Raw genomic sequence first — 22037 nt, forward strand, 5'->3', positions numbered from 1 at the left:
CTTGCAATAACTCCACAGATTGATAATATTGATAATACCGTCTAGATATTTTCAATCAAAGACTTACCGATAACTTGTTCAATTTGGTGAAGGGGCTTGGCAGCCTTTACAGAACCCATTTGTACAGCTAGTTGCAAATCCACACGAGCTGCTTCTGCAAGTCCTAGGCGAGAATGCAAAAGCCCACGATAATAGTAGTAGGAAGCAGGGTCGTCACATCCACTCTTGTTTTTATTTTTTTCGAGTATGCGTATTGCACGGTTAAAATCATTATAAGATTTTTCAAAGTCACCTACCGCATAGTAAAGCTGTCCTCTTGAACCGTAAAAAGTATCATCATTTTGCTGCAATGAAATTGCATGATTGAGCAAAGGCAATGCCTCATAATACTTGCCTAATTCCATTAGAGAAAAAGCTTTATTATTTAAAACTAAAGCAAAACTCGGGTATTTCGGATGGTTGTAATCTTCTCTGTTAATGATTTCGTCGTAATCCCTGATAGCACTAATTCTATTATTTACAGAGCCATAAAGCCTTGCTCTTGCAAAGTAATTACTGTACGAGGTTGGGTCAAGCTGAACACACTTGGTCATGTCAGCAATCGCCTTATCGTATTTTTTCAAATGCGCATAACACTGACTTCTATACCAGTACCCATCAATACTGTCAGGAGCGATACTAATTGTCTTTTGATAAAACTTTATTGCCGCATCATATTTTCTTTCATTATGGAGCGATTGAGCATATAAGATATAAGCTTGATAATTCTCATCATCATACTTAATCGCGTCTAAAAGTCGGTCCGTGTCTGCAGTCGCACCCTTATCATATCCCTGGGGATAATTGCGTATATTTTCAACTGACTGTAAATAGTCCGCCACCTCGTCATTAGCTAAACTAGTTCGGATAAGTGATGTTGCTATGAACGCGATAAACCCCAAGAGCATTGTTAAAGCAATCACAATTATTATTTTACGTCTTGACATTTGTTCAAAAGAAATTTAGTTACCCGGACAAAGCTAACATTATTGTGCATAAATGGAAAGCCCTACCAGTAGAAGTTATTGAATTTTACCAATATTTTTAAACATCTTCAGGAGAGGGGGCGGGGGTGTGGTTTACACGGAAGACCTTTACGAATTCACGAACTTCACCACACCGCCATCTAGAGCCTGTTATTGTGTTAGCATGGCTAATTGCTTAGCTAGATCAAGTACCGTGTCTACAGCACGCGCTTGTAAATCAGGCGGGTACCCGTATTTATTCAAAACACGCTTCACCAAACGGCGCAGGTTGGCTTGTGCACTTTCCTTCATCTTCCAGTCTATAGCGGTATTCTTGCGAACAATGTCCACTAGCTCACGGGCAATGATACGCAGCTTATCGTCGCCCATCACCTAGTTGTACAATGCTGGCAGGAGTGTAGAACTGCCTGCCTTTCTTGCCCTCAGCATCGGCAAATTGGCCGAGGAAGTATTCGTACACACGGCCCAGCAAGTACTTGCTCATGTGCCCGCTGCCCCCATGCTGATGGTGCCGATAAGCTGGCCCAGCCGCATCTTGTCCAGCGTAGGCCGACCGTAAATTTTGGGAAGTATGCCCTTCAGTCGGGCGTTATCGCGCTCGATGGCTTCCATTGCTTCGTCCAGTTCGGTGCCGATGGTCGGCAGCTTGGCGTGGCTTTGCAGGTGCTTACAGCGGGCCGCTGGGGGTACGTAGTACACGTTCTCGTGTGTACTCGTCACGGTCTTCCAGCGTGCCGTAGCGGGCTTCTGGCTCGGCCACGTAGTAGTCGCTTTTGGGGTCGCTCAACTCCTGGTCGAGCTGTTGGTGCCGGGCCTCGAAGGCATCGAAAATGTATTTGAGGAAAATCAAGCCGAGAACAACGTGCTTGTATTCGGCGGCATCCATGTTGGCGCGCAGCTTGTCGGCGGCGCTCCAGAGTGTTTTCTCCAGTTGGGTATAGGTTATAAAAAGCATGCCCGGAAACCGTCAGTTTGGTTACCGGGCATGCAATATAAGGTTTCCGGCCCCTCAGCGGAGGTTAGCGGCAAAGTCAAGCTGATGCAAAATGAGAAGCTATGGCTTTATAGCAACTTCAGCAATTATCGGAATGGGGCGATAAGCTGCTTTTGAGTGGCGAGTGGCCGGGTCCCCTAATGGTTCAATAGGGTCAGAACGGAAACTGCTCCAGCCCATCCTGCTCATCCGGTTTATACCGGATGGGTTTCACCCGCCGCTGGAATATGGCCCGGACTACCCTGGACGGAGGCGCAAGAAGATAACTGAACTCTGGCAGCAAAGAAAACGGCTTTGGAAATACCTCCCCCAAGCCTTCTATTTCACACTCCCGGAGCCCGCAGCCTAAAAATCTGTAGGCCTTGCCATTTACCTGAAATTGCTGCCCCCTTATCATTGGATACCCGTGAACCGGACACTCCCAACGGCCGAGTCGCCAGAGGCGAACCAGTATGCTGGGCTCCATTGCCGCGGGTGCTTTCTTCCCGACTGGCTTAGCGTCCATTTTCGGTGGTGTTTTCGTTCGAGAAGAAGGTTTGCGGCGACGGCTCAGAATCTGTGCCGTCGCCCGGAACATACGGGCGCTGCTCACCGGGGCCAGGTTCAACGACTGAGCGCTGGTAATCGTCGTAAAGCCTCCTGGCCGTTTCGAAATGAGCGACAATGGCCTGTTCCACATCCGAGACAGGAATATTGAGCCGCTGCCCCAGCTCCGCTTGTGAAAAAAATTTCCGCAACCACCGTTCCTGGCCCAAGAACACATCTTCGGCTGAAAAAGGGGGAAGAGGGTTCATCGGCCCGCCAAAGAAGCGCTCAAACATGGAACGCGGGCTTTGTTCCTCAGGCCAAGAAGCGCTTGGCCGGCTTACTTCCGGATTTTCAGGAAGGACAAACAAGTCAGTAAAGGTCGGGGCATAATATGCGCCCTGTTTCTCGATGGTTTTCATGATGATGAAGAAAAATAAATGATGGAGGTGTAGGTGTGTTGGCCCGTGATAAAACAGGCAGAAGTTTTTAGCAAGGGCATGCCGGCACGGCACACCAGTGGGCATAGAGTGCCCTGGTCGGTCAGGACCTCGAATTTTTACTTCCATTTTGTTTGTGATTTGGCAGGACCAGGGCTGTCCGAGGCCAATGGTCCAAGCCCGATGGCAAACGTGGGTCACCGTTGCGTTCTTCCTTGCCGTCTACTGCGGGTTGATGCCAGCCAGGTGATTATTTTGCGAACGACTTGTGGGCGTGGTTCAGCAGCAAGCGGTCAATCTCCGGCCTGCTGTAGTAAATTTTGTTTCCAATCTGACTGAAGCTTAGCAGCCCGGCATCCCGCCAAGTCTGAAGGGTCCGCCTGCTTACTTTCAGCAGCTGTTGGGCCTGGGCGTTGCTAAGCCACTGGGAAGTATCGACGCGCTGCTCACGCTCAAACAGGCTTTTGACAAGCGCGAAGGTTTCCTCCAGGAGTGCCCTATAGGCAGCGCTGTCGAAAACAATAAGTTCTACTGGGGGTGGTGCCATTTACATTGGGTTTAAGGTGAAGTAACCTGTACATCCTCGAGGATATGTGCCAAACGCACACGGCCGCTACAAGTTTCACATTAAACCACTGACCCACAGAGCATTCTGTAGAACTTTTCATAAAAAACCCGTACCTCTCATAGGCTTGAAGGCCTTTTTGGAGAACTTAAAATCTCCAGGAAGAAATTTGAAAAAAAATCAAAAGCAGGCCCTCCGTGCCCCCGCCGTATCGATTTTGCGCCCAATTCAACTCATAAACGCCACGAGGGCAGCCGGCCACAAAGGAGGAAAAGCAGCCAAAAAAGGTCCCGATGCACCCAGGTCCGCATACTAATGATTAAAGACGTCCATTGCCTCGTCAAGCTTTTTCAACTTTGGCGTAAATCTGGGTGGTTTTGATGGATGCGTGTCTCAACAGTTTAGACACATACTCTATCGGCATCCCCTTGGAAATGGCCAGGGTTGCGAACGTGTGCCGCGAACTGTGAAAGCTAATAGGAACGTCCAATTTGGCCCGCCGGGCAATGGTCTTTAAATCCTTGTTGACGTAGGTCGTAGCGGAAGAAAGGGCTTTGAATAAGACTTTTGGAGTAGAATAGTCCCGTACTGAACTCAAAAAGGGGAAGATGTAATCCGACGGCTCTACCCCTTGCTTCTGATAAAGGCTCAGAATCTCCAGCGGTCGAGTGGTCATTTTGATGACGACAGCATCCCGTGTCTTTTGCATGGTTAGGCGGAGGTGAGATGGTCCAGCTAAGCCAGACACAAACGGGACGTTTTTATGAGTTGGGTTTCGAAGTGATTAGGAGTCAAGTAGCCGAGGAGTGCCGGCTTTTAGTGTTGTCAGTGGAGTTTGCGGTCAAGTGGGCGCAGAAAGAGTGAGTTGCTGACGGTGTCAGCCCTTTTACTGCATTAGATTCGCTTTCCTTTCCCCGATACGTATGTTTTTATTCCCCCTTCGCTCCTACCTCCTATTCATTACGCTGGCCCTGACGGCTTGCCAGAAGGATGTAGTTGCTCCAAGTCCGACTCCGACGCCAACCCCGGTTCCTTTGCCGCCCCCCCAGGCGCTACCGGAGCACCTCACCTTAGGCAACCCCAGCGGGGCCAAGGCAGAGGTGACACAGCCCACCAACTACTTGCTGTCGAAGGCACAGTACGCCTTGTCCTACCACCGAGACCAGGGCAAGCCCAACTGGGTCAGCTGGCACCTGAGCAGCACGTGGCTGGGGTCCGCGGCTCGCCAGGATGACTTCCGGGCGGACCCCGAACTCCCTGCCGCTTGGTATAGGCCCGGGGCCAGCAGCTACACCGGCTCGGGCTTTGATCGCGGCCACAATTGCCCTAGCGCGGACAGGACCAGCACCATGGCGGACAACTCGGCCACGTTCTTCATGACCAACATCATGCCCCAGGCCCCGCGCAACAACCAGCAGACCTGGGCGAACCTGGAAGACTACTGCCGCAAACTGGTCAGCGAGGGCAACGAGTTGTACATCATCTGTGGCAGCTACGGCCGGGGCGGCATCGGCACCAATGGCTACGCATCTACCGTAGACCAAGGCCGCATCACGGTTCCCGCCCGTTGCTGGAAGGTCGTGGTGGTGCTGCCCGTGGGGAATGACGATGCCTCCCGGGTGAGCGGCACCACCCGCGTCATTGCCATTGACACGCCCAACGATAATGGCCTCAGCACGACGTGGGGCACGTACCGGGTTAGCGTGGACGCCCTTGAAGCCGCCACGGGCTATGATATTTTATCGGCCGTACCGGCGTCGGTTCAACAGGCCGTGGAAGCGCGGGTGGACACCGGTCCCACAAGCTAGTACCCGCTCCTCACTGCACCCGCAACGGGTAGCGGACCGCGGCATGACCGGGCGTGCGCACCACCAGCACGTAAGAGCCCGCTGGCACGGTCCCCAGCGTCACTTCCCCGGCCTCGGATACGGGCCGGGTCACCACCCGTTGTCCCACGAGGGTGTAGAGGTCGGCCTCCGCGAGTCCCCGGCCGCCTGGTGCCGCTCCCAGCTGCAGCCGCTCGCCCGAAGGCAGCGGGTTGGGCCAGCAGCCGGTGACGGGCCGGCCCGCTCCCACGGTACCCGTGACGGTGCCTGCCTGAAACACGAGGCCCGCGGGGCCGGTGCCGGCCGGGGTCTGCACGCTGACTGGCCCGGTGGTGACGCCCACCGGCGCCACAGCCGTCAAGGTCGTGGGCGAGGTCACGGTAAACGAAGCGGCGCGCTGGCCATTGAAATAGACCGCCGTGGCCCCCGCCAGGCGGGCTCCACGAACCGTTACGCTCGTGCCGGCTGCCCCCTGAGCGGGCGAGAGGCTGGCCACGACGGCCAGCGGCCGGTCGGCCAGCTTGGCCAGAAACCCGGTGTGCGCGCCGGGGTTGCCCACGAGCGTCGTGGCGCCGAACCCGATGCCAGGGCCGGTGTGGTTGCCGGCCGCGTACACCCCGCCCCGGTGGTCGAGGGCCACGCCTTGCCCAAACTCGTCGTAGGTGCCGCTGCTCGTCGTGGCCACCCAGTCGAACGCGCCGTTGGGGGTGAGCTTGGCCACGTAGCACTGGCCAAAGCGCCGTCCCAGGTTGGGCAGCACAATGTCGCCAAACGTGCCCCCGATGCCGTAATCCTGGAATTGACCGATGACGTAGGCGCTGCCGTCGTCGTCCACGGCCACGTCGCTGGCCACGTCGTTGTCGGTGCCGCCCGCCCCCACGGCCCAGAGGTAATTGCCCTTCGCATCGAGCTTGGCCACGTAGGCATCAAAGTTGCCGCCGCCGCGATTGGGGATGGTAATAGAACCGAAGGTCGCCGAAGGGGGGTAAAATCCGCCGACGACCCAGACGTTGCCGGCGTAGTCCACGCCCACCCCCGCGGCGTAATCGTAGCTGGGGCCGCCCGCGCTCCGTACCCAGAGCCACTGACCGGCCGGGTCCAGCTTGCCCACGAATCCGTCCTGCAGGCCGTTGGCCGTGAGCGTGAACGGCCCAAACGTGCTGGTGTGCCCGAAGGCGCCGGTGCAGTACACGTGGCCGGCTTCGTCCAGCGCGAGGGAGCCGGTGCGGTGGCCGCTGGGTACGGCCCATACCCAGGTGCCCTGCGCGCTCAACTTGGCCACGAACGCGTTCTCCGTGGTGGGCTGGCCCTGCAGGGTGGTGGCCCCGAACTGCACCGTGGCCCCCGAAAAGGTGCCGTTGAGCACGAGGTCGCCGGCGGCGTCTACGACCACCGCGCCGACGTTGCCGGCCTGGGGGACGGACAGGGCCCATTGGCACCCGCCCTGCGGGTCGAACTTGGCGACGAAGCCAAAGATGTTCCCGCCGGTGGTGAGGGCCACGGGCCCAAAGGCGGCGGAGTAGCGGAAGGTGCCCGTCACGTACACGTTGCCGGCCGCGTCCACGGCCAGGCCAAACCCCATGTCATCCCCCCGGTCCCCGGCGCGCACGGCCCACAGGGCGCGGCCGGTGGCGTCGAGCTTGGCCAGGAAAACGTCCTGTTCCCCGGCGCTGACGAGCGTTGTGGCGCCGAATTCCACCGACCGCTTAAAACTGCCGGTCACGTAGGTCTCGCCCGTCCGGGTGACGGCCAGGGCGGTTATGTCGCAGTCGTGGCGGTCGACGGTGCCGACTTGCCCCAGGGTAGTAGTCCCTACGCCCACGGCCCAGGCGTACGGCGGTGTCTGGGCCTGGGTGGGCAACGGACCCATGATCAGAAAGAGCCCGGCCCAGAGCCATAGCAGTCGGGGTAAGGGTAGCAGTAGGGGCATAGGGCGCGGGGAGGAGTAGATACCAGGGATAAACCTACGCGTTACGGCGCGTATTCCCCGGTGGAAGCAAACCCAGCAACGGACAGAGGGAATTTTTCTCTCAGGCGACGCCAGGAAAAACAGGGAGTTGTTCCTGCGGGGAGCACGAATAGGCAGCTAGCAATATTAGTTGCTAACAAAATTAGAACAATTCTGTACTAACTTTATTAGCAAAGCTTTCGTTACTTGCGCTAAATTCCTCCTGTTTACTTCGTTTTATTCTTATGTGCAGCATCGACATCCTGCAAGTTGCTCGCGAGCCGGTCTGGCTCATTGAATGCGACACGCCCATTCCAGCCGGGTTTCCCAGCCCGGCCGAAGACGAGCGCGGAGAACGGATTGACCTGAACAAAATCCTGCTCCCCCACCCCACCCACACCTACCTGGCGCGGGTCACCGGCACGAGCATGGACGGCCCGCCTTCCAACATCCCGGACGGGGCCCTGCTGGCCATCGACTGCGCGCTCAAGCCCCAGGCCGGTCAGGTTATCGTGGCCGCCGTCGACGGCGAATTTACCGTCAAGCGGCTGGAAAAGCGCGGGGTCGCCTACTGGCTGGTGCCCGACAACCCCGCCTTCGCGGCCATTGAGGTCCGGGGCAAAGACCATGTGAAGGTCTGGGGCGTGGTGACCCACGTGGTCACCGAACTCATCAACGGCAAACTGCACGAACATGTACGCGCTCGTCGACTGCAATAACTTCTACGTCAGCTGCGAACGCGCTTTCCAGCCGAGCTTAGAAGGCAAGCCCGTCGTGGTGCTCAGCAACAACGACGGGTGCATTGTGTCGCGCTCGGCCGAAGCCAAGGCGCTCGGCATCCCCATGGGCGAACCCCTGTTCAAGGTGAAGCCGCTGGTAGAGCAGCACGGCATACACGCGCTCTCCTCCAATTACGCCCTGTACGGCGACATGAGCGGGCGGGTGATGGGCTACCTGGCATCGATGGCCCCCGAGCTGGAAGTCTACTCCATCGACGAAGCCTTCCTCAGCCTGCACGGGATGGAACGCTGGCACGGGCCCCTGGACGCGTACGCCCGGCAGATTCGGAGCGAAGTGAGGCGGCGTACCCACATTCCCACCTGCATCGGGCTGGCTCCAACCAAGACCCTGGCTAAGTTAGCCAACCGGGTGGCGAAGAAGGATGCCCGCCTGGGCGGCGTGCTGCTGCTCGACACGCCCCAACGGCGGCAGTGGGCGTTGGAGCGCGTGGCCGTGGAGGACGTGTGGGGCATCGGCCGGCAGTACGCCGCCAAGCTGCACCACATGGGCATTACCACCGCCGCCGGGCTGTCCCGGTGCTCCGAGGCGGTGGCTCGTAAGCACCTGGGGGGTGTGGTGGGCGCACGCTTGGTGCGTGAGCTGCAAGGGTATCCCTGCCACCAGCTGGCGCCGAGTGAGGACGGAACCCTCAAACGGCAGAGCATTCAGCACACCCGCTCGTTTGGCAAGCCGCTGCAGCACTACGAGGATGTGCTGGGAGCCGTGGCATCGTTTGCTTCGCAGGCGGCCGAAAAGCTACGTCGCCAGGACAGCGCCGCCAACGTGCTCACCGTATTCCTCAGCCAGAATCGCTTCGGGTCTACGCCCTCCCCGCACACCCGGTCGGCCCAGGTAACGCTGCCCGTGGCCACCAGTGACACCCCCGATCTGGTGCGTTTCGCCCGGGCCCTGCTGGGCCGGCTTTGGCAGCCGGGCCTGACCTACGTCAAGGCGGGCGTGATTCTCGATGGCTTTGAGGCAGGGGAGCAGAAGCAGCTCAGCCTGTTTGCGCCGGATGGCGGCGAACGGGCCGAGCGGCTCATGCAGAAGCTCGACGCGTTGAATGCCCGGTTTGGTAAAAACAGCGTCCAGGTGGCGACGGCGCTGGGCGGAGCGGGCAAGCAGCCGGGGGTTTGGAAGGGGCAGCAGCACCGCCGCACACCGGCCTATACCACCTGCTGGGAGGAATTGTGGCAGGTTGGGTAACCCGGCATCTTGCAAATCACAGTTCAACAGGTTCGTGCTACATTTCCCCTTCGTTTAGCATACTATGCAGCGCAACATCCAGCCCCAGTCCTTCTTATGTTTCCTGGTCATTCAACTGAGATCATCTGGTCCCGTTGGCTCGGTCGGCACCATGCTGTGGGTTGATCAATTAGCCGTCATTGAGACTTCATGGCCTGAAGAACTCACATCTATTCCATCCATTTTTGCTCCCACTTTATGCCCCTGCTCACCATTCTCGACGAAACCGCCAGCGGCGACATCCTGCACCGCCTGGAACTGGAAATCAACCAGGAGATGCTCACCGTGCGCGAACTCATTGCCCGCCGCGTGCAAGACGAGGTGACGGCCTATAACGAGCGCCAAGGCGGCGTATTCCAGGGCCTGGTGCAGCCCATCGAGTCGGAGCGGGTACTCAACGGGTACCGGTTGCGGCCCAGTAAGCGCATCGACGCGGAGCAGCAAGTGTACCGCGCCCTCGAAGCATTCCAGCGAAACGGCTTTTTTGTATTGGTGAACGAACGGCAGGTGGAAAGCCTGGATGAGGAGGTGTGGTTGGGCGCTGGTGCAACGGCCAGTTTTCTGAAACTCACTCCACTGGTCGGTGGCTGACATATGGGCCTGCTCGACCGTTTCCTCGACCTATTTAAACGACCCGCCACCATGTCTGCTACCCAGACAGTAGTGTTAAAATTGTCCGTCCCCGATGGTGCAAATGCCGAGTTCGACGCGCTACAGGATGTGGTAGCGGAGCTGGTGACCCAGGCGCTGAGCAAGAGCTATAGCACCAAGCTCACCGAACTGCCCGCTTACCAGGCCGTGCGGGCACAGGATGCCGCCTATCAGGGCCGGGTGGCGCTGGCGCTGGCCACGGCCTTGAACCATTGTACGCCGGCCGATTACCGCTCCGGCTACACCATAGGGGAATTGTTGGGTGCGTTGCTACGCGGGACCCTGGGGCTGACCGAGGACGATTACCTACGGCTGTTCCGGCTCTACAATCTGACATTTTCGGCGGCCGTCCCGTCGCCCTACCTCTGGCCGTATTTTCCGGTTGCTCTCACGCTGGCTCAACTGAGCCGTTTGGTGAAAAAGCAGGGCCGGCTCGGCCAACCCATGCGGGAATACTTGGGCCAGCTGCTGCGCTACAGTGCCACCGGCCAGGGTGATTTAATCAAAATCCGGCTCAAAACCCAGGAAGTTCTGAACCTGGCCGGCGAACAACAAGCCCCCACCGTGGCCTTCGTCGAGGGCGACCCGTTCGGGAAGCAGCTAAACCAGTTCCTGGCCGGCCTCAACCCCTTGGCTGCCGCCGAATGGGCCGGGCTGCTCCAACTCTGGCAAAAGGCGACGACCGGTCAGCCCACGGCCAAGCTGCGCAAAGCGCTGGATGCCTCCTCCTCCGCAATCGGCCCCGACGCCGTGCGCCAGCAGGGGCGCGCCTGGCTGCAATTGCTGGCCGACATCCCCGTGGTGGAACAGCCGCAAGTACACGAGTACGGCAACGGCACCGTGTACAACTACTCCACTTGGGACTTTTTGATGGAGTCTAATGCCATCGTGGCCAAGGGCCTGGTCTGGACCGTGCAGCCGCTGGCCGACGCGGCGCTACTTCATCTGTTGACCGCGCTCGCGTCCAAGTGCTTTCGCAAGATTCCGGGCAAGGGGCCGTTGGCGCCTGGCCTGGGCAACGCCTGCCTGCTGGCCCTCTCGCAAAACGGCTTGCCGGGCGTAGCGGCTCTGGCGCGGGTACGGAGCAAAATCCGGCAGACCAATACCCAGGAGCTCATCGCCCGTTACATCGCCAAGGAATCACAGCAGCTAGGCGTGAGCCCGGCCGAAATTGAGGACATGGCCGTGCCGGATTTCGGACTCGAGCAGGACCGGCGCGTGGAGGAACTTGGCGACTACACCGCAACGCTTCTGCTCGCCGACGGCAAGGCCGAAGTACAATGGCAGAAAGCCGGCAAATCCCTTAAAAGCGCCCCGGTGGCCCTTAAAAGTACCCACGCCGCGGAGCTCAAGGAGCTGAAAGACGCCCAAACCCAGACCCAGCAGACGTACGCCGCCCAACGCGACCGGCTCGACCGCAGCTTCGCGGACGAGCGTCGGTTGCCTTGGCCGTGGTTTGCGCAGTACTACCTCGACCACGGGCTACTGCGCCTGCTGACCCAACGACTGATTTGGCGGTTTCATTACCCCGACGGCACCCACCGCGATGCGCTCTACCTCGACGGGGCCTGGCAGGACGCCAACGCCCAGCCCGTGCCGCTTCCCGGAGACGAGGGCCACGTACAACTCTGGCACCCGGTGCTATGCGATGCGGCCGAGGTGCTGGCCTGGCGCGGGCTGCTGGAAGCGCACCGGCTGCGGCAGCCGCTGAAGCAAGCGTTCCGAGAAGTGTACCTGCTCACGCCGCCGGAGGAGCGCACCCGCACCTACTCCAACCGCATGGCGGCGCACCTGCTCAAGCAGCACCAGTTTAATTCCCTGGCCAAGCTGCGGGGGTGGCGCTACCGTCTGCTCGGGGCCTACGACAAGGGTTACGATTCCGAAATTGCCAGCCTGTCCCTACCCGCCCACGACCTGACGGCCGAGTACTGGGTGAGCGAGGTAAACGCCGACGGGGCATGGAACGACACGGGCATTTACCACTACGTGAGTACCGACCAGGTACGCTTCACGCGCGGCAACGAGCCGGTGCCGCTGCCCGAGGTGCCGCCACTGGCCTTTTCCGAGGTGATGCGCGACGTGGACCTGTTCGTAGGCGTGGCCTCGGTGGGCAACGACCCGCAGTGGCGCGACAACGGCGGCCTGGCCCAGTTCCGGGACTACTGGGAAAGCTACAGCTTCGGCGACCTGGGTGAGGTGGCCAAGTCCCGCAAGCTGGCACTGGAACGGCTGGTACCGCGCCTGAAAATTGGCCGGGTCAGCGAAATCAAGGGCAATTTCCTGGTAGTGAAGGGCCACCGCCACACCTACAAAATCCACCTGGGCTCGGGCAATATCCTGATGGAGCCCAACGACCAGTACCTGTGCATTGTGCCCGACCGCTCGGCCAAAACGCTGGGGGCCAGCGATGTATTCCTGCCCTTTGAAGGCGACGCCGTGCTCTCGATCATTCTCAGCAAGGCCCTGCTGCTGATGGACGACGACAAAATTACCGACCAAACCATTTTGCGCCAGCTCTGAGCAGAACGGAGCAGTTACGTGGGGCGTAGGTGCGGTACCTGGGTCATTTGATGCCCATGGAATGTATGAAACATAGTGCGTCATGCAAATGGAAGGGACAACAGCTACGCTGCACCCCGTCTGTGCCATGTGCAGAAGCCAGTTGTGGACCACCAATGATTCGCGGGCACAATGGGAGTCCTTTGAAATGCGTCTGTTAGCTTTGACGGTTCACGCTTTTCAACTTATGCTTCTGCCCCTTCTACCCAGATACCAACTTCGCCGTGTCAGCAGCAAACGGCTGGTCTTCACAATCCTTGCGATAGGAGCATGGCAGGCACCCGCAACGTTTGCGCAGACCTTTGAAGCACCGACGGTGTATGCTCTGGGAACGAACCCACAAGGTGTTGCCCTGGCCGACGTGAACGGAGATTCACGGCTGGACCTGATTGCTTCCATCACGGCGGCGAATTCGGTGAGCGTTTTTATCAATCAACCCAGCGCATCAGGGGCATTCTCCACCGCGACAACGTACGCCAATGTGGCCTCTTTCCCCGTGCGGCTAGTCGTTAAGGACGTGAACGGTGACGCTCGACCTGATATCATACTGGCGATGCAGCAAGGCGCGGGGGTCGGCATCATGCTGAACTCCGCTACGTCCCCTGGAACCTTTTTGCCACTGGTCTCCTATGCAACCCTGGGGGACCCCCGAACGCTGGCCATTGGCGACGTCAACAGCGACGGTCGGCCAGATGTGGTGGCTCTGAACTTGACCGACGGCACTGTGGGCGTGCTGCTAAACTCTGCTGCAGCACCAGGTACATTCCCCAAGACCGCGACGATATACCCCGCCGGGGGAGCCAATTCCCAAGGTATTGCGCTGGGCGACGTCAACGGGGACGGCCGTCTGGACCTGGTTGTGGGGGGCGGGGGAAGCGGCTCCGTCGGCGTCCTGCTGAATCGGTCAGCTCTTCCGGGTACCTTCGCTCCGGCTGTGAGCTACGATAGCGGGGGCAGCTACCCACAAGACGTGGCCGTAGGCGATGTGAACGGCGACGGTCGGGCTGACATCGTGGTGGCTACCGGTAACAGCGGCAGCGTAGGCATCCTCCTGAATTCGGCCACTACCCCGGGCACCTTTCCAGGAAAGGCAACCACGTACTCCACGGGGGATAACGGTGCGTACAGCGTGGTGTTAGGCGACGTCAATGGCGACCGTCACCCTGATATTGTCACTGGCAATTACAATACTTCTGCGGGCACCGCCAGTGTTGGCGTGTTCGTGAATTCCGAGACCTCGCCCGGTACGTTTCCAGCGGTCTGCACAAACTTGGATAGCGGGGGCACGAGCACCCACGACGTGGCGGTGGGGGACGTGGACGGAGACGGGCGCCTGGACATTGCCGCGGTAAACTTCGCCAGTTCAACCGCGGCCATTCTGCGCAACAAAGGAACCTACCTGACAACTGCGGTGCCATCAACTGCCCTTGTTCGTTTGTACCCCAACCCAGCCCACAACCAGTTTACCTTGGAACTGGCGCGTATGGCGGGAGCCGCCAGCCTCGAAGTCGAGTTGTTCAACGGCTTGGGCCAAGTGGTATTCCGGCAGCAAGCGCCCCTGTCGGTTGAAGGCACGCGTCTACTGGTTGACACAAAAGACTTGTTAGCCGGCGTGTACACGCTCCGTATGCACGCCGGCACGACTCTGCTGACGCGACGCATCGTGGTGCATTAGTCCGTCCGGCAACGGGGTGACCAGGTATTTTTGAACATACAAACGGCCAGGCATAAGCCTTGAAATCAGGTTCCCGGCATTGCCCTACCCTCTCGCTTATTGCCGACAGGGCGATCACACTTGTATGCAGCATGCTGGTAATCCACCCCTTTTCTCGTTTGGCTATTTGAACAATGCCCCTTGGCCGATAGACCTTGACCGCCGTTAATCTGGCAGTAATACCCGTGGGTAATTAAAGCGCTTTGCTACCCGGTACGGTCCAGCGCGAAAGGGGTGCTCCTGACGTTGGTCCTATTCATTCGTGAAGCGAGAGGTGGGGCCTGTAAATACTAAACCCTCCACCAGAAACCGTACTCTGGCGGCTGTGCAGAAGGCCCAGCCGCGGCCCTGGCAATAGCACCGTTGCCCTACACGCAAGTCCTGGAACTGCTGTGAGCTTTACAATGGCCCCGGGTACGCTAGCGGGAAGCTACCCGCTTTTCGGGTTCGATGCCTCGTTTCAGGGCTGTGTGTACCCTTAGCAGCAGCCAACTTCCGGGCTCGCCGCTATTTAGGAAATACTAGTCATTGAAAACATCCATGGCTTGGTCCAGCTTGGTGTTAACAATCTTGGCGTAAATCTGAGTCGTCTTAATAGAACTGTGTCCCAGAAGCTTGGACACATACTCAATGGGCATCCCCTTCGTAAGGGCCCGGGTTGCAAACGTGTGGCGGGAGCTATGAAAGCTTATCAGTGTTTCAACTTCGGCCCGCTTGGCGATGAGCTTGAGGTCTTTGTTTGCGTAGGCCGTGGCCGAAGCAATAGCCCGGAACAGCACCCGGGGCTGCGTATAGTCCCGCCCGGCTTTCAGGAAAGGAAAGATGAAATCAGACGAGTTCGCCCCGGTCTGACGGTACAACTGCAGAATTTCCAGGGCCCGGTTGGGGAGCTTGATTGAAACGGGTTCACCGGTCTTTTGCATCACCAGCCGAACGTGCGATCCCGAAAAATTGGCCCACTTCAATTGCAGCAAATCCGAAATCCGGATGCCCCCCGCGTAGGTGGCAAACACAAACAGGTTGCGGTGGTGGAACAGGTTACTGGCCTCAGGCAGCGGCAACTGCCACAGCTTCTCCAACTCCTCTTCGCTCAAATAGGTCTTGGTCGTTTTCTCCAGCCGAAGCTTGAACTTCAGGAAGGGGTTCATAGCCGGCGTAATGAGGTCTTCCTGAATGGCGTCGTTCACCAGCTTGCGGAAGATTTTCAGGTTGGAATGAATGGTGTTAACAGTATTGCCTCGTTCATCCCCCAGGTAGCGTTCGTACCGCCGCAGAAAGCTGACGGTCATCTCATCAAAAAGCAGGTCTTTCGTGCCCAGGTAGGTTCGCAGCTTTGAGTAAACGGCGGACGCCTTATCCAGGGTGCCCATCTTACCGGCGCGCTCAAGGGCGGCCAGGTACCGTGTGAAGTATTGCAGGAAGCTTTCAGAGGACTGTGCCGACAGCGCCTTTTTGAGCCCTTTTAAGGCAACGGGCTCCGGTTGCATTTCCAGGTCCAGCGATAGGGCCTCCGCTTCGGCCGCTTTCTGCGCGAGGAAGAGATTGACGCGGGTGGAGTTGGGGTGGGACTTCTTCACCCGCCGCAGCTCCTCGTTCCAATCAGCGGGCCGGATTCGGAGGCCCAAGGCGATGTACTGAGTTTTCCGGTCCCTGATGAGCCGCAGGTAAAGGGGCGCTTCGCCGGCCTTATTCGCCTTCTCTTTCTTGAGTAGAATCGTTACGCTTGCCATCGGTGCAGGAGGTTGGTACAGAGCTTAAAGGTAGGGCGCCGATGGATGGGGTAAAACATTTGGTAAAACATTTAACTCATTTTTATTCAATTTCCTGCTTCGATATGCACTTCGCAATCCTGTAAAAACAGCTTTAAACAGGCATTTTGAAGCATATTGAAGCAAATTAGTGCAATTAGCACGGTCCCGTCCAGACCGCCAGTTTGCATAGAAAAGGCCATTTCCGCAGCGGAAATGGCCTTTTTCTTTTTACTGTGGCAAATACTGTGGCACGCCTACCGGATTCCGGTGCTGTTTCGAACTGCCTCGCGCTCGCCTAATCGCTCCTCCACGTTCTCAGTATCCTCGTCCTCCCACACAATCCGGAGCCGGGTGGGCAGGGCCCGAATCGCGTCCCGAGTTTCGCGGGCCACCTGCAGCTGCTCGGCGTTGCCAGCCGCGGTACCGCCGCCCGGCAAGTCGCCACCGGGGGTGCCCCCCTCGGCGTAGTAGCCCCGTGGGCGCACCGGTGCCCCGCCCCGGTTCAGGCTGGTGTCAAGCAAATCATCAATCAGCGGCTTGTTGTTAGCGTAGGTGTCGCGGCTCAAAATCATGTAGGGTTCGCCCCGCTCCCACTCGCCCAGCTGCTGGCCGGTGGCCCCGTCAATCATCTGAATGCCGCCGCCGCGGTGCAGCTGGCCGACGTTGGCCACGCCGGCGACGGCGTTGATGCCGCCCTGGGCGAAGCGGCGCACCTTCTCCCGCCACGTGGGCTTCGGGGCGCCGGTGATACCGCCTTTGGCAAACTCCGGAATCGGGGTAGCAATGATTTTGGCGACGCCCGCCGCCGCCGCGATGCCGGTGGCAATCTGGAGCGGCACGTTCGGGGAGGCCTCAATCACGGCCAGCACGCCGGCAATGATGGCCTGCGCGATTTTGTATTCCTTTTCCTTTTCGGCGGCCTGCTTCTTAATCGAGCGGGTTTTGGCGTCGTAGTTGGCCTCGATGCTGGATTTCTGGGCCTCGTACTGCTCCTTGCTCAGCATGCCGGCTTTGTACTCCTGGTCGAGCTTGAGCAGGCGGGCCTTCTTGTCCTTTTCCAGCTTGGCCAGCTGCTTATCCGAATCAATTTTCTGAAAGTCCCCGACAATCTGGATGCCGGTTTGCACCTGCTGGAGCGCAAACTGGCTCTTTTCCCGCTCCGTGAAATCCGCAAACGCCCGGCGCTCCTGCTCCAGTACCGCGACGTCGGCGTGAAACTGGCGGATGATGGCCAGCCGCTCGTTGACCGTCAGCTGCTCGTTGGCCAGGTCCGCCTCGAGCTGGCTCTGAAGCAGCCCTTTTTTGATGTCAAACTCTTGCTCGTTGGCCTGCTCGCGGGCCTCGCTGAACAGGCCGGCCGTGTCGCGGGCCTGCTGCACCCGGCGCAGGGCAATCTCGGCGTCCGACTGCTCAATGCGCCGGTCGATGGCCGCTTGCTTGGTCACCCGTTCCTCCTCGAGCGCCAGCAAGTCCACTTGCAACTTCTCCTGAATCAAGCGGCGCTGCTCGGCCACCTGGGCGTCGTTGCCCTTCAGCTTCACCGATTCGGCTTCGGCCGCGGCGCGTAGCTCGGCCGCCCGGCGCACGTACTCGTCCCGCTCCAACGCGGCCTGGCGTTTGAGAATAGCGGCGGCGGCTTCGGCTTCCTCCAGGGCCTGCTTTTCGGCCAATTTCCGGTCTTCCTCGGCTTGCTTGGCTTTGTCGGCTGCCTGCTTTTTGCGGAAATCCGCGTTGAGCTTGTCCAACGCCACCTGGGCCTCGCCCTGAATCAGCACCCGCTCGTTGGCCGTTTTCTTGGCATCCGACAACTCAATGTCCCGCGCCACGAGCACCAGCTGCTTTTTGAGGTTTAGCTCCTGCGTGCTGCCTTCCTGCACGGCCACCAACTCGCGTTGCAGGGCCAGCTCGCGCAGCCTCAGGTTTTGCACGGCCTGGGCCTGCGCGGCGTCGGCCAGCGCGGCGGCGGCGGCATCGGCCGTTTTCTTGTCGCGCGCCAGCTTCTCGGCAGCGGCCTTATCGGCGCGGGCCGTATCGGCTTTTTTCACCGTTTCCTCCCGGCTCGCCTTGTTGGCCTGCTCCTTGGCTTCCTGCGCCCGGTAGCCCTCGTGGTAGGCCTTCGAGAAATTGGTGCCGGTTTTCTTCAATTCTTCCAGCCCGGCTTTTATCAAGGCCGGGTTAAAGGTGAAGACACCGGCCAGCAGGTTCGCCACGCCCGCCAGCGAGTTAAGCGCCACGTCCTTGATGTTGGTGAACACCAATTTGGCGACATTGCCCAGGCCCGCGATGGTGGCGCGCACCCGCTCACTCGAATCGTAGAGCGTGATAAAACCGCCCACCAGCAGGGCCACGGCCGCAATGACGAGGCCGATGGGGTTGGCGGTCATCGCCGCGTTGAGCAGCCCCTGGGCGATGGCACTGGCCCGGGTGGCCACGGCGCGGCCCTTCTCCAGGGCAATGCCGTAGAGAATCGACGCGTTGGTGGCTATCTGCTGGGCATTAAGCGCCAGCAGGGCAATGGCCAAGCCTTTGAGTACGGCGCTGTTTTCGCGCACGAAGGCCGGGATGCCCCGCAGAATGTCCAGAAACAGGCCCGAGTACTGGAGCGCGGCGATGTAAATCGGAATCAGCTGCTCGCCCAGCTCGCGCCGGTACTGCGCAAAGCTTTTCTCGGCCTTGGCAATCTCGGCCGCCGCGTTGGTGTTTTTCTTGTTGAACTCTTCCGTCAGGCTGGTGCCCTTGGCCATTTCGGCGCTGGCCAGGGCCTGCTTCTGACGCACGATGTCCGTCTGGTTGGCCAGCAGGGAAACCACTTTGGTGGCCTCCTGCGACTTAATACCCAGCGCGTCGAGCGTGGCCACGATTTCGGTGTTGCTGGCCCCTTTCAGGCTTTCGGCCAGCTGCACAATCACCTCGTTGGGGTCGGAATTGAGCAGGCTGATAAACTCTTTCTGCGTCAAGCCCAGCTGCTTGGCAAACCCGGCCGTGTCCTTCGAGGCGGTCAGCAGCACGTTGGTCAGGCCCCCTGAGGAAATCTCGGCCGACAAGCCCAATTCCTGAAAGGCCGCGCCCAGGCCCAGGGTCTGGGAAATCTCGGGCGCCAGGTCGCCCAGCTGACCAATTCTAGCCGCAAATTCGGCCACCACCGGCGCAGTTGCCGAGCCATCTGCCCCGAGAGCGTTGAGGGCACTTCCGATTTTGGTAATGGCTTTGTCCGGCTTCAAGTCCGCCGTGTCCTTGAACAGCTTTTGCAAGCCCCCAATGGATTTGGTCACGTCATCGACCCCGCCCGTAAACTCATCGCCCAGCGCCACCACGGCCTGGTCTACCGACACCGTGAACTCGTCCACGTCCTCGGCCGCCACGCCCAGCTGGCCACCGGCGATGGCGATGCCTTCCAAATCCTGCTGCGCGGTGCGGGTGTCGATGCCCTCCAGCTGCGTGCGCAAGGCCTTGGCCCCGGCCGTGGTCACGTTCAGGCTCTTTTCCATGTCGGCAATGGCATCGCTGCCCTCGGCGGCGGCCGTGATGCTTTCGCTGCCCAATTGCTTGAGGCTGCTCACCACGCTTTCGACCCCTAGCTGAATGCCGGCAAACGCGGCCGACTTTTTCACGAACGACAAAAAGCCGTTGCCCGAATCTTCGAGCTGGTCCTTCACGCCCTTGGCTTCGGCGCGGACCTTGGCCAGCTGGTTGTCCACTTCGCCCAACTCCTTGGCCTTGTCCACAAACGACTGCGTGTGGGGCGTGAGCAGCGCCAATTCGCGGTTCAACTGCCGCGAGAGGGCGGTGAGCTGCGCGGAATTGAGCGAGGTGAGTCCGATTTCCTTCTGCAACTCGCCCATGCGGGTGGTCACGGTGGCCAGTTCCTTGCCCTTGTCCACGTACTCCTGGGTGCCCTTTTTGAGGCCCTTCATATCCTCCTGCAGCAGCTTGGATTTGCGGCTCAGGTTGTCGAGTTCGGTGCGCGACTGCGACCCGTCAATCTCCAGTTTTATCTGGACGTTGTCTTGCCTTACGTTTCCCATGAATTAGGTGCGGAGGGTGCTGGCGATGTGCTGGCCGGCCTGGGCGGCGTAGCGGGTGGTGAGAGCATCGATGAAGCGGTTGATGCTGGAGTAAAAGGTTTTGGCGAACCAGGCCTTGGGCTTGACCTCGCTGTTGTCGCGCAGCTTGGCGCGGGCAATGCCCCAGGCGATGCGATTGATGGCCACGGCCTGGCTCAGCGGCGCTTGACCGAAGCGGTAGCCGGGGATGTAGGCGAAGGCCCCTACCCCGACCTTTTTCACGAAGGCCTCGATTTGCTCGATGGGCGGGGCCTGGGTGCGGTTCAGGCCCTTCATGTCCCGAATGCGGCCGTACTGCTCGAAGGCAATGCCCATGCTGGCCACGTGCTGCGCACTGGCGGCGACCACCTCCGACCGCAGGGACTTGAGCAGGTCTTCGGTGAGCACCAGGCCCTTCTTCTCGATGGCGCCGGCCAGCTGGGCCAGCGCCCGGGCGGCGTAGTTGCCCACTTCCTCGTCGAGGATGCGTTGGAAATCGGCGGTGAAATCACTCATGCCCCCAAGATGCGGGCGCGAGGAAGCAGGGCATAGGACGCAAAAAGCCCCGCTCAAAGGGGCGGGGCTTGTGCTGTATTTCGGGATGAGGGTACTTTGACGGAGCAGTTTACAAGACTCATCTCGGATTCGAGTATCGTGAACCCAATCTGGACCGTAGCGTGCCTTCGCCAGCCAAGTAAGCGCCCACGTGCAGCAGTTTAGTGAAATGAGGGGGGTTAAGGACTGCGGTCTTGCCTGCCCGGAAGCGAGTCACGCGGGTGCCAAAACATTTAGTGACTCTTTGACTTAAAAAGCAGGTGTATATCTTCTTCCCTGCCTTGCTTTCAAATGGCCGTTTCTCCATTGTTAAGTACTAAATCAGGCCGCGAACGAGCGGTTGCCTTTGCGTTAGCCTTTGCTGCTGGCACTCCCTTGTCTCCAGGACCGAAAGAACGAGCGTTATTAGCCCTATTCATTCAGGGAGTATTGAACCTAGACCAACTGCAGCGCCGGTTGGACGTACCCCAGGCAGGCGCCAACGTCAAAGATGAAAGCCGCAAACGGCTGGGAGCCCGGACACAAGTCTTTGATAACGTTCTGACCAATTGACTAGATGCCCGCAGCCACGCTCCAGTTACGCCGGCAGGGCCAGGGAATAGTCAGTTGTTTGCCAGGAGACGGCGTATACCCGTCCAACCCGCGAAGCCCCACTCCATGCTCCCCTTGAACCCAAGGGCCGCCGGGCGAAGGCCCGGTCAGTTAGTATGTTGTGAGGTGGTCTAGGAGAGCCGGACAGAAGAAGGACGTATATTTCTTCTGTTATGACAGCCAAAAAGAGCGGGTCGTCGCCCGACCAACGACGCAAATACGACGAGGCGTTTAAGGCCGAAGCCCTGCGCCTGGCCAGCGAGAGCCGGAGCACGCAAGCCGCGGCCCGGCAGTTGGGCATCAGCCCCAAGCTGCTCTACCGCTGGCAGCAGGCGCAGGTGGTGGCCGAAGTGGGCAGCGTGGAAGTGGCCCGCGACCCCGAGGTGCGGGCCCTGCGGGCCGCGAATAAGCGGCTGGCGCAGGAACTCGACATTTTAAAAAAAGCCTTGGCCATCTTCGCCCAGCCGACCCCGTGAGCGTGTACCAACACATTGCCCGACGGGCCAGCAAGGCACCAGTGCGTCAGCTCTGCCGGGTGCTGCAGGTCGCGCCCAGCGCGTACTACGCCTGGCACCGGCAGCAGGGCCAACCGGCTCCGGAACCGGGCTGGCACGTGGCCGTGCGCGAGGCATTTGCGCGCCACAGCCAGCGCTACGGCACGCGCCGGTTGCGCGCCGAAGTGCAGGCCGAAGGCCATCCGGTGGGCCGTTGGCGCATCCGCCGCGTGCTCCACGCCCACGGCCTGCGCGCCCAACAGCCCCGCTCGTTCGTGCCGCGCACCACCAACTCGGACCCGGCCGTGCGCGCCGCGCCCAATCGCTTGCT

General features: G+C 59.5%; 20 protein-coding genes. 8 read left to right on the plus strand and 12 right to left on the minus strand.

The genetic code is table 11. The annotated features are described in order from the left end of the window. Positions 1 to 41: 41 nt before the first annotated feature. From I2I05_RS19215 to I2I05_RS19240, 8 genes are all read right to left on the minus strand, one after another. Positions 42 to 986, minus strand: a complete 945-nt coding sequence (locus I2I05_RS19215; protein WP_196283881.1) for a tetratricopeptide repeat protein — start codon at positions 984 to 986, stop codon at positions 42 to 44. A gap of 189 nt (positions 987 to 1175) precedes the next feature. Then, on the minus strand, positions 1176 to 1394 hold the full coding sequence (locus I2I05_RS19220) for a type I restriction enzyme endonuclease domain-containing protein (protein ID WP_196283882.1): 219 nt from the start codon (positions 1392 to 1394) through the stop codon (positions 1176 to 1178). After that, positions 1381 to 1509: an SAM-dependent methyltransferase gene (locus I2I05_RS22195; RefSeq protein ID WP_262895179.1), complete on the minus strand. Its 129-nt coding sequence runs from the start codon at positions 1507 to 1509 to the stop codon at positions 1381 to 1383. The genes I2I05_RS19220 and I2I05_RS22195 overlap by 14 nt, the downstream gene beginning before the upstream one ends. Continuing rightward, the gene (locus I2I05_RS21990; protein WP_230688431.1) at positions 1506 to 1724 is read right to left on the minus strand and encodes a DNA methyltransferase family protein; all 219 of its coding nucleotides are present in this window, start codon (positions 1722 to 1724) and stop codon (positions 1506 to 1508) included. The genes I2I05_RS22195 and I2I05_RS21990 overlap by 4 nt, the downstream gene beginning before the upstream one ends. After that, positions 1693 to 1980 carry a type I restriction-modification system subunit M N-terminal domain-containing protein gene (locus tag I2I05_RS21995; RefSeq protein ID WP_230688432.1) on the minus strand — a complete coding sequence of 96 codons (288 nt, stop codon included), beginning with the start codon at positions 1978 to 1980 and terminating at the stop codon, positions 1693 to 1695. Before I2I05_RS21995 ends, I2I05_RS21990 begins: the two co-directional genes overlap by 32 nt. A gap of 533 nt (positions 1981 to 2513) precedes the next feature. Continuing rightward, positions 2514 to 2966: a hypothetical protein gene (locus tag I2I05_RS19230; RefSeq protein ID WP_196283883.1), complete on the minus strand. Its 453-nt coding sequence runs from the start codon at positions 2964 to 2966 to the stop codon at positions 2514 to 2516. 268 nt (positions 2967 to 3234) lie between these two features. After that, entirely contained in the window at positions 3235 to 3531 is a 297-nt protein-coding gene (locus I2I05_RS19235) for a helix-turn-helix domain-containing protein (RefSeq protein ID WP_196283884.1), read from the minus strand. A gap of 358 nt (positions 3532 to 3889) precedes the next feature. Then, positions 3890 to 4258 carry a tyrosine-type recombinase/integrase gene (locus I2I05_RS19240; RefSeq protein WP_196283885.1) on the minus strand — a complete coding sequence of 123 codons (369 nt, stop codon included), beginning with the start codon at positions 4256 to 4258 and terminating at the stop codon, positions 3890 to 3892. Between the two features lie 214 nt (positions 4259 to 4472). Between I2I05_RS19240 and I2I05_RS19245 the strand changes: the two genes are divergently transcribed. After that, on the plus strand, positions 4473 to 5357 hold the full coding sequence (locus I2I05_RS19245) for a DNA/RNA non-specific endonuclease (protein WP_196283886.1): 885 nt from the start codon (positions 4473 to 4475) through the stop codon (positions 5355 to 5357). Positions 5358 to 5367: 10 nt separating this feature from the next. Here the strand turns inward: I2I05_RS19245 and I2I05_RS19250 are convergent, their stop codons facing one another. Continuing rightward, positions 5368 to 7245 carry an IPT/TIG domain-containing protein gene (locus I2I05_RS19250; RefSeq protein WP_196283887.1) on the minus strand — a complete coding sequence of 626 codons (1878 nt, stop codon included), beginning with the start codon at positions 7243 to 7245 and terminating at the stop codon, positions 5368 to 5370. A gap of 323 nt (positions 7246 to 7568) precedes the next feature. Between I2I05_RS19250 and I2I05_RS19255 the strand changes: the two genes are divergently transcribed. From I2I05_RS19255 to I2I05_RS19275, 5 genes are all read left to right on the plus strand, one after another. Then, on the plus strand, positions 7569 to 8042 hold the full coding sequence (locus I2I05_RS19255; protein ID WP_196283888.1) for a LexA family protein: 474 nt from the start codon (positions 7569 to 7571) through the stop codon (positions 8040 to 8042). Further along, positions 8017 to 9309 carry a Y-family DNA polymerase gene (locus tag I2I05_RS19260; RefSeq protein WP_196283889.1) on the plus strand — a complete coding sequence of 431 codons (1293 nt, stop codon included), beginning with the start codon at positions 8017 to 8019 and terminating at the stop codon, positions 9307 to 9309. Before I2I05_RS19255 ends, I2I05_RS19260 begins: the two co-directional genes overlap by 26 nt. 237 nt (positions 9310 to 9546) lie before the next feature. Further along, a complete protein-coding gene (locus tag I2I05_RS19265) occupies positions 9547 to 9939 on the plus strand; it encodes a hypothetical protein (protein ID WP_196283890.1) in 393 nt (130 codons plus the stop codon). Between the two features lie 51 nt (positions 9940 to 9990). Next, positions 9991 to 12519: a DUF4132 domain-containing protein gene (locus I2I05_RS19270; protein ID WP_196283891.1), complete on the plus strand. Its 2529-nt coding sequence runs from the start codon at positions 9991 to 9993 to the stop codon at positions 12517 to 12519. Positions 12520 to 12919: 400 nt separating this feature from the next. Further along, complete coding sequence (locus tag I2I05_RS19275) at positions 12920 to 14233, plus strand: T9SS type A sorting domain-containing protein (protein ID WP_196283892.1); 1314 nt, start codon at positions 12920 to 12922, stop codon at positions 14231 to 14233. Between the two features lie 560 nt (positions 14234 to 14793). On the opposite strand, the gene I2I05_RS19280 is transcribed toward I2I05_RS19275, so the two are convergent. From I2I05_RS19280 to I2I05_RS19290, 3 genes are all read right to left on the minus strand, one after another. Continuing rightward, positions 14794 to 16002 (minus strand): site-specific integrase, encoded by a 1209-nt coding sequence (locus I2I05_RS19280; protein ID WP_196283893.1) that lies wholly within the window; start codon positions 16000 to 16002, stop codon positions 14794 to 14796. A 275-nt stretch (positions 16003 to 16277) separates the two neighbouring features. Beyond that, positions 16278 to 20048 carry a phage tail tape measure protein gene (locus I2I05_RS19285; protein WP_196283894.1) on the minus strand — a complete coding sequence of 1257 codons (3771 nt, stop codon included), beginning with the start codon at positions 20046 to 20048 and terminating at the stop codon, positions 16278 to 16280. 3 nt (positions 20049 to 20051) lie between these two features. Continuing rightward, a complete protein-coding gene (locus I2I05_RS19290; protein ID WP_196283895.1) occupies positions 20052 to 20582 on the minus strand; it encodes a hypothetical protein in 531 nt (176 codons plus the stop codon). 803 nt (positions 20583 to 21385) lie between these two features. Between I2I05_RS19290 and I2I05_RS19295 the strand changes: the two genes are divergently transcribed. Next, positions 21386 to 21688 carry a transposase gene (locus I2I05_RS19295; RefSeq protein ID WP_196283896.1) on the plus strand — a complete coding sequence of 101 codons (303 nt, stop codon included), beginning with the start codon at positions 21386 to 21388 and terminating at the stop codon, positions 21686 to 21688. Next, positions 21685 to 22037, plus strand: a 353-nt coding sequence (locus I2I05_RS22390) for an IS3 family transposase (protein ID WP_196283897.1), incomplete at its 3' end; no start/stop codon positions are given. The genes I2I05_RS19295 and I2I05_RS22390, both read left to right, overlap by 4 nt.

It is taken from the genome of Hymenobacter jeongseonensis (assembly GCF_015694725.1).
In the GTDB taxonomy this organism is placed as follows: Bacteria; Bacteroidota; Bacteroidia; order Cytophagales; family Hymenobacteraceae; genus Hymenobacter; species Hymenobacter jeongseonensis.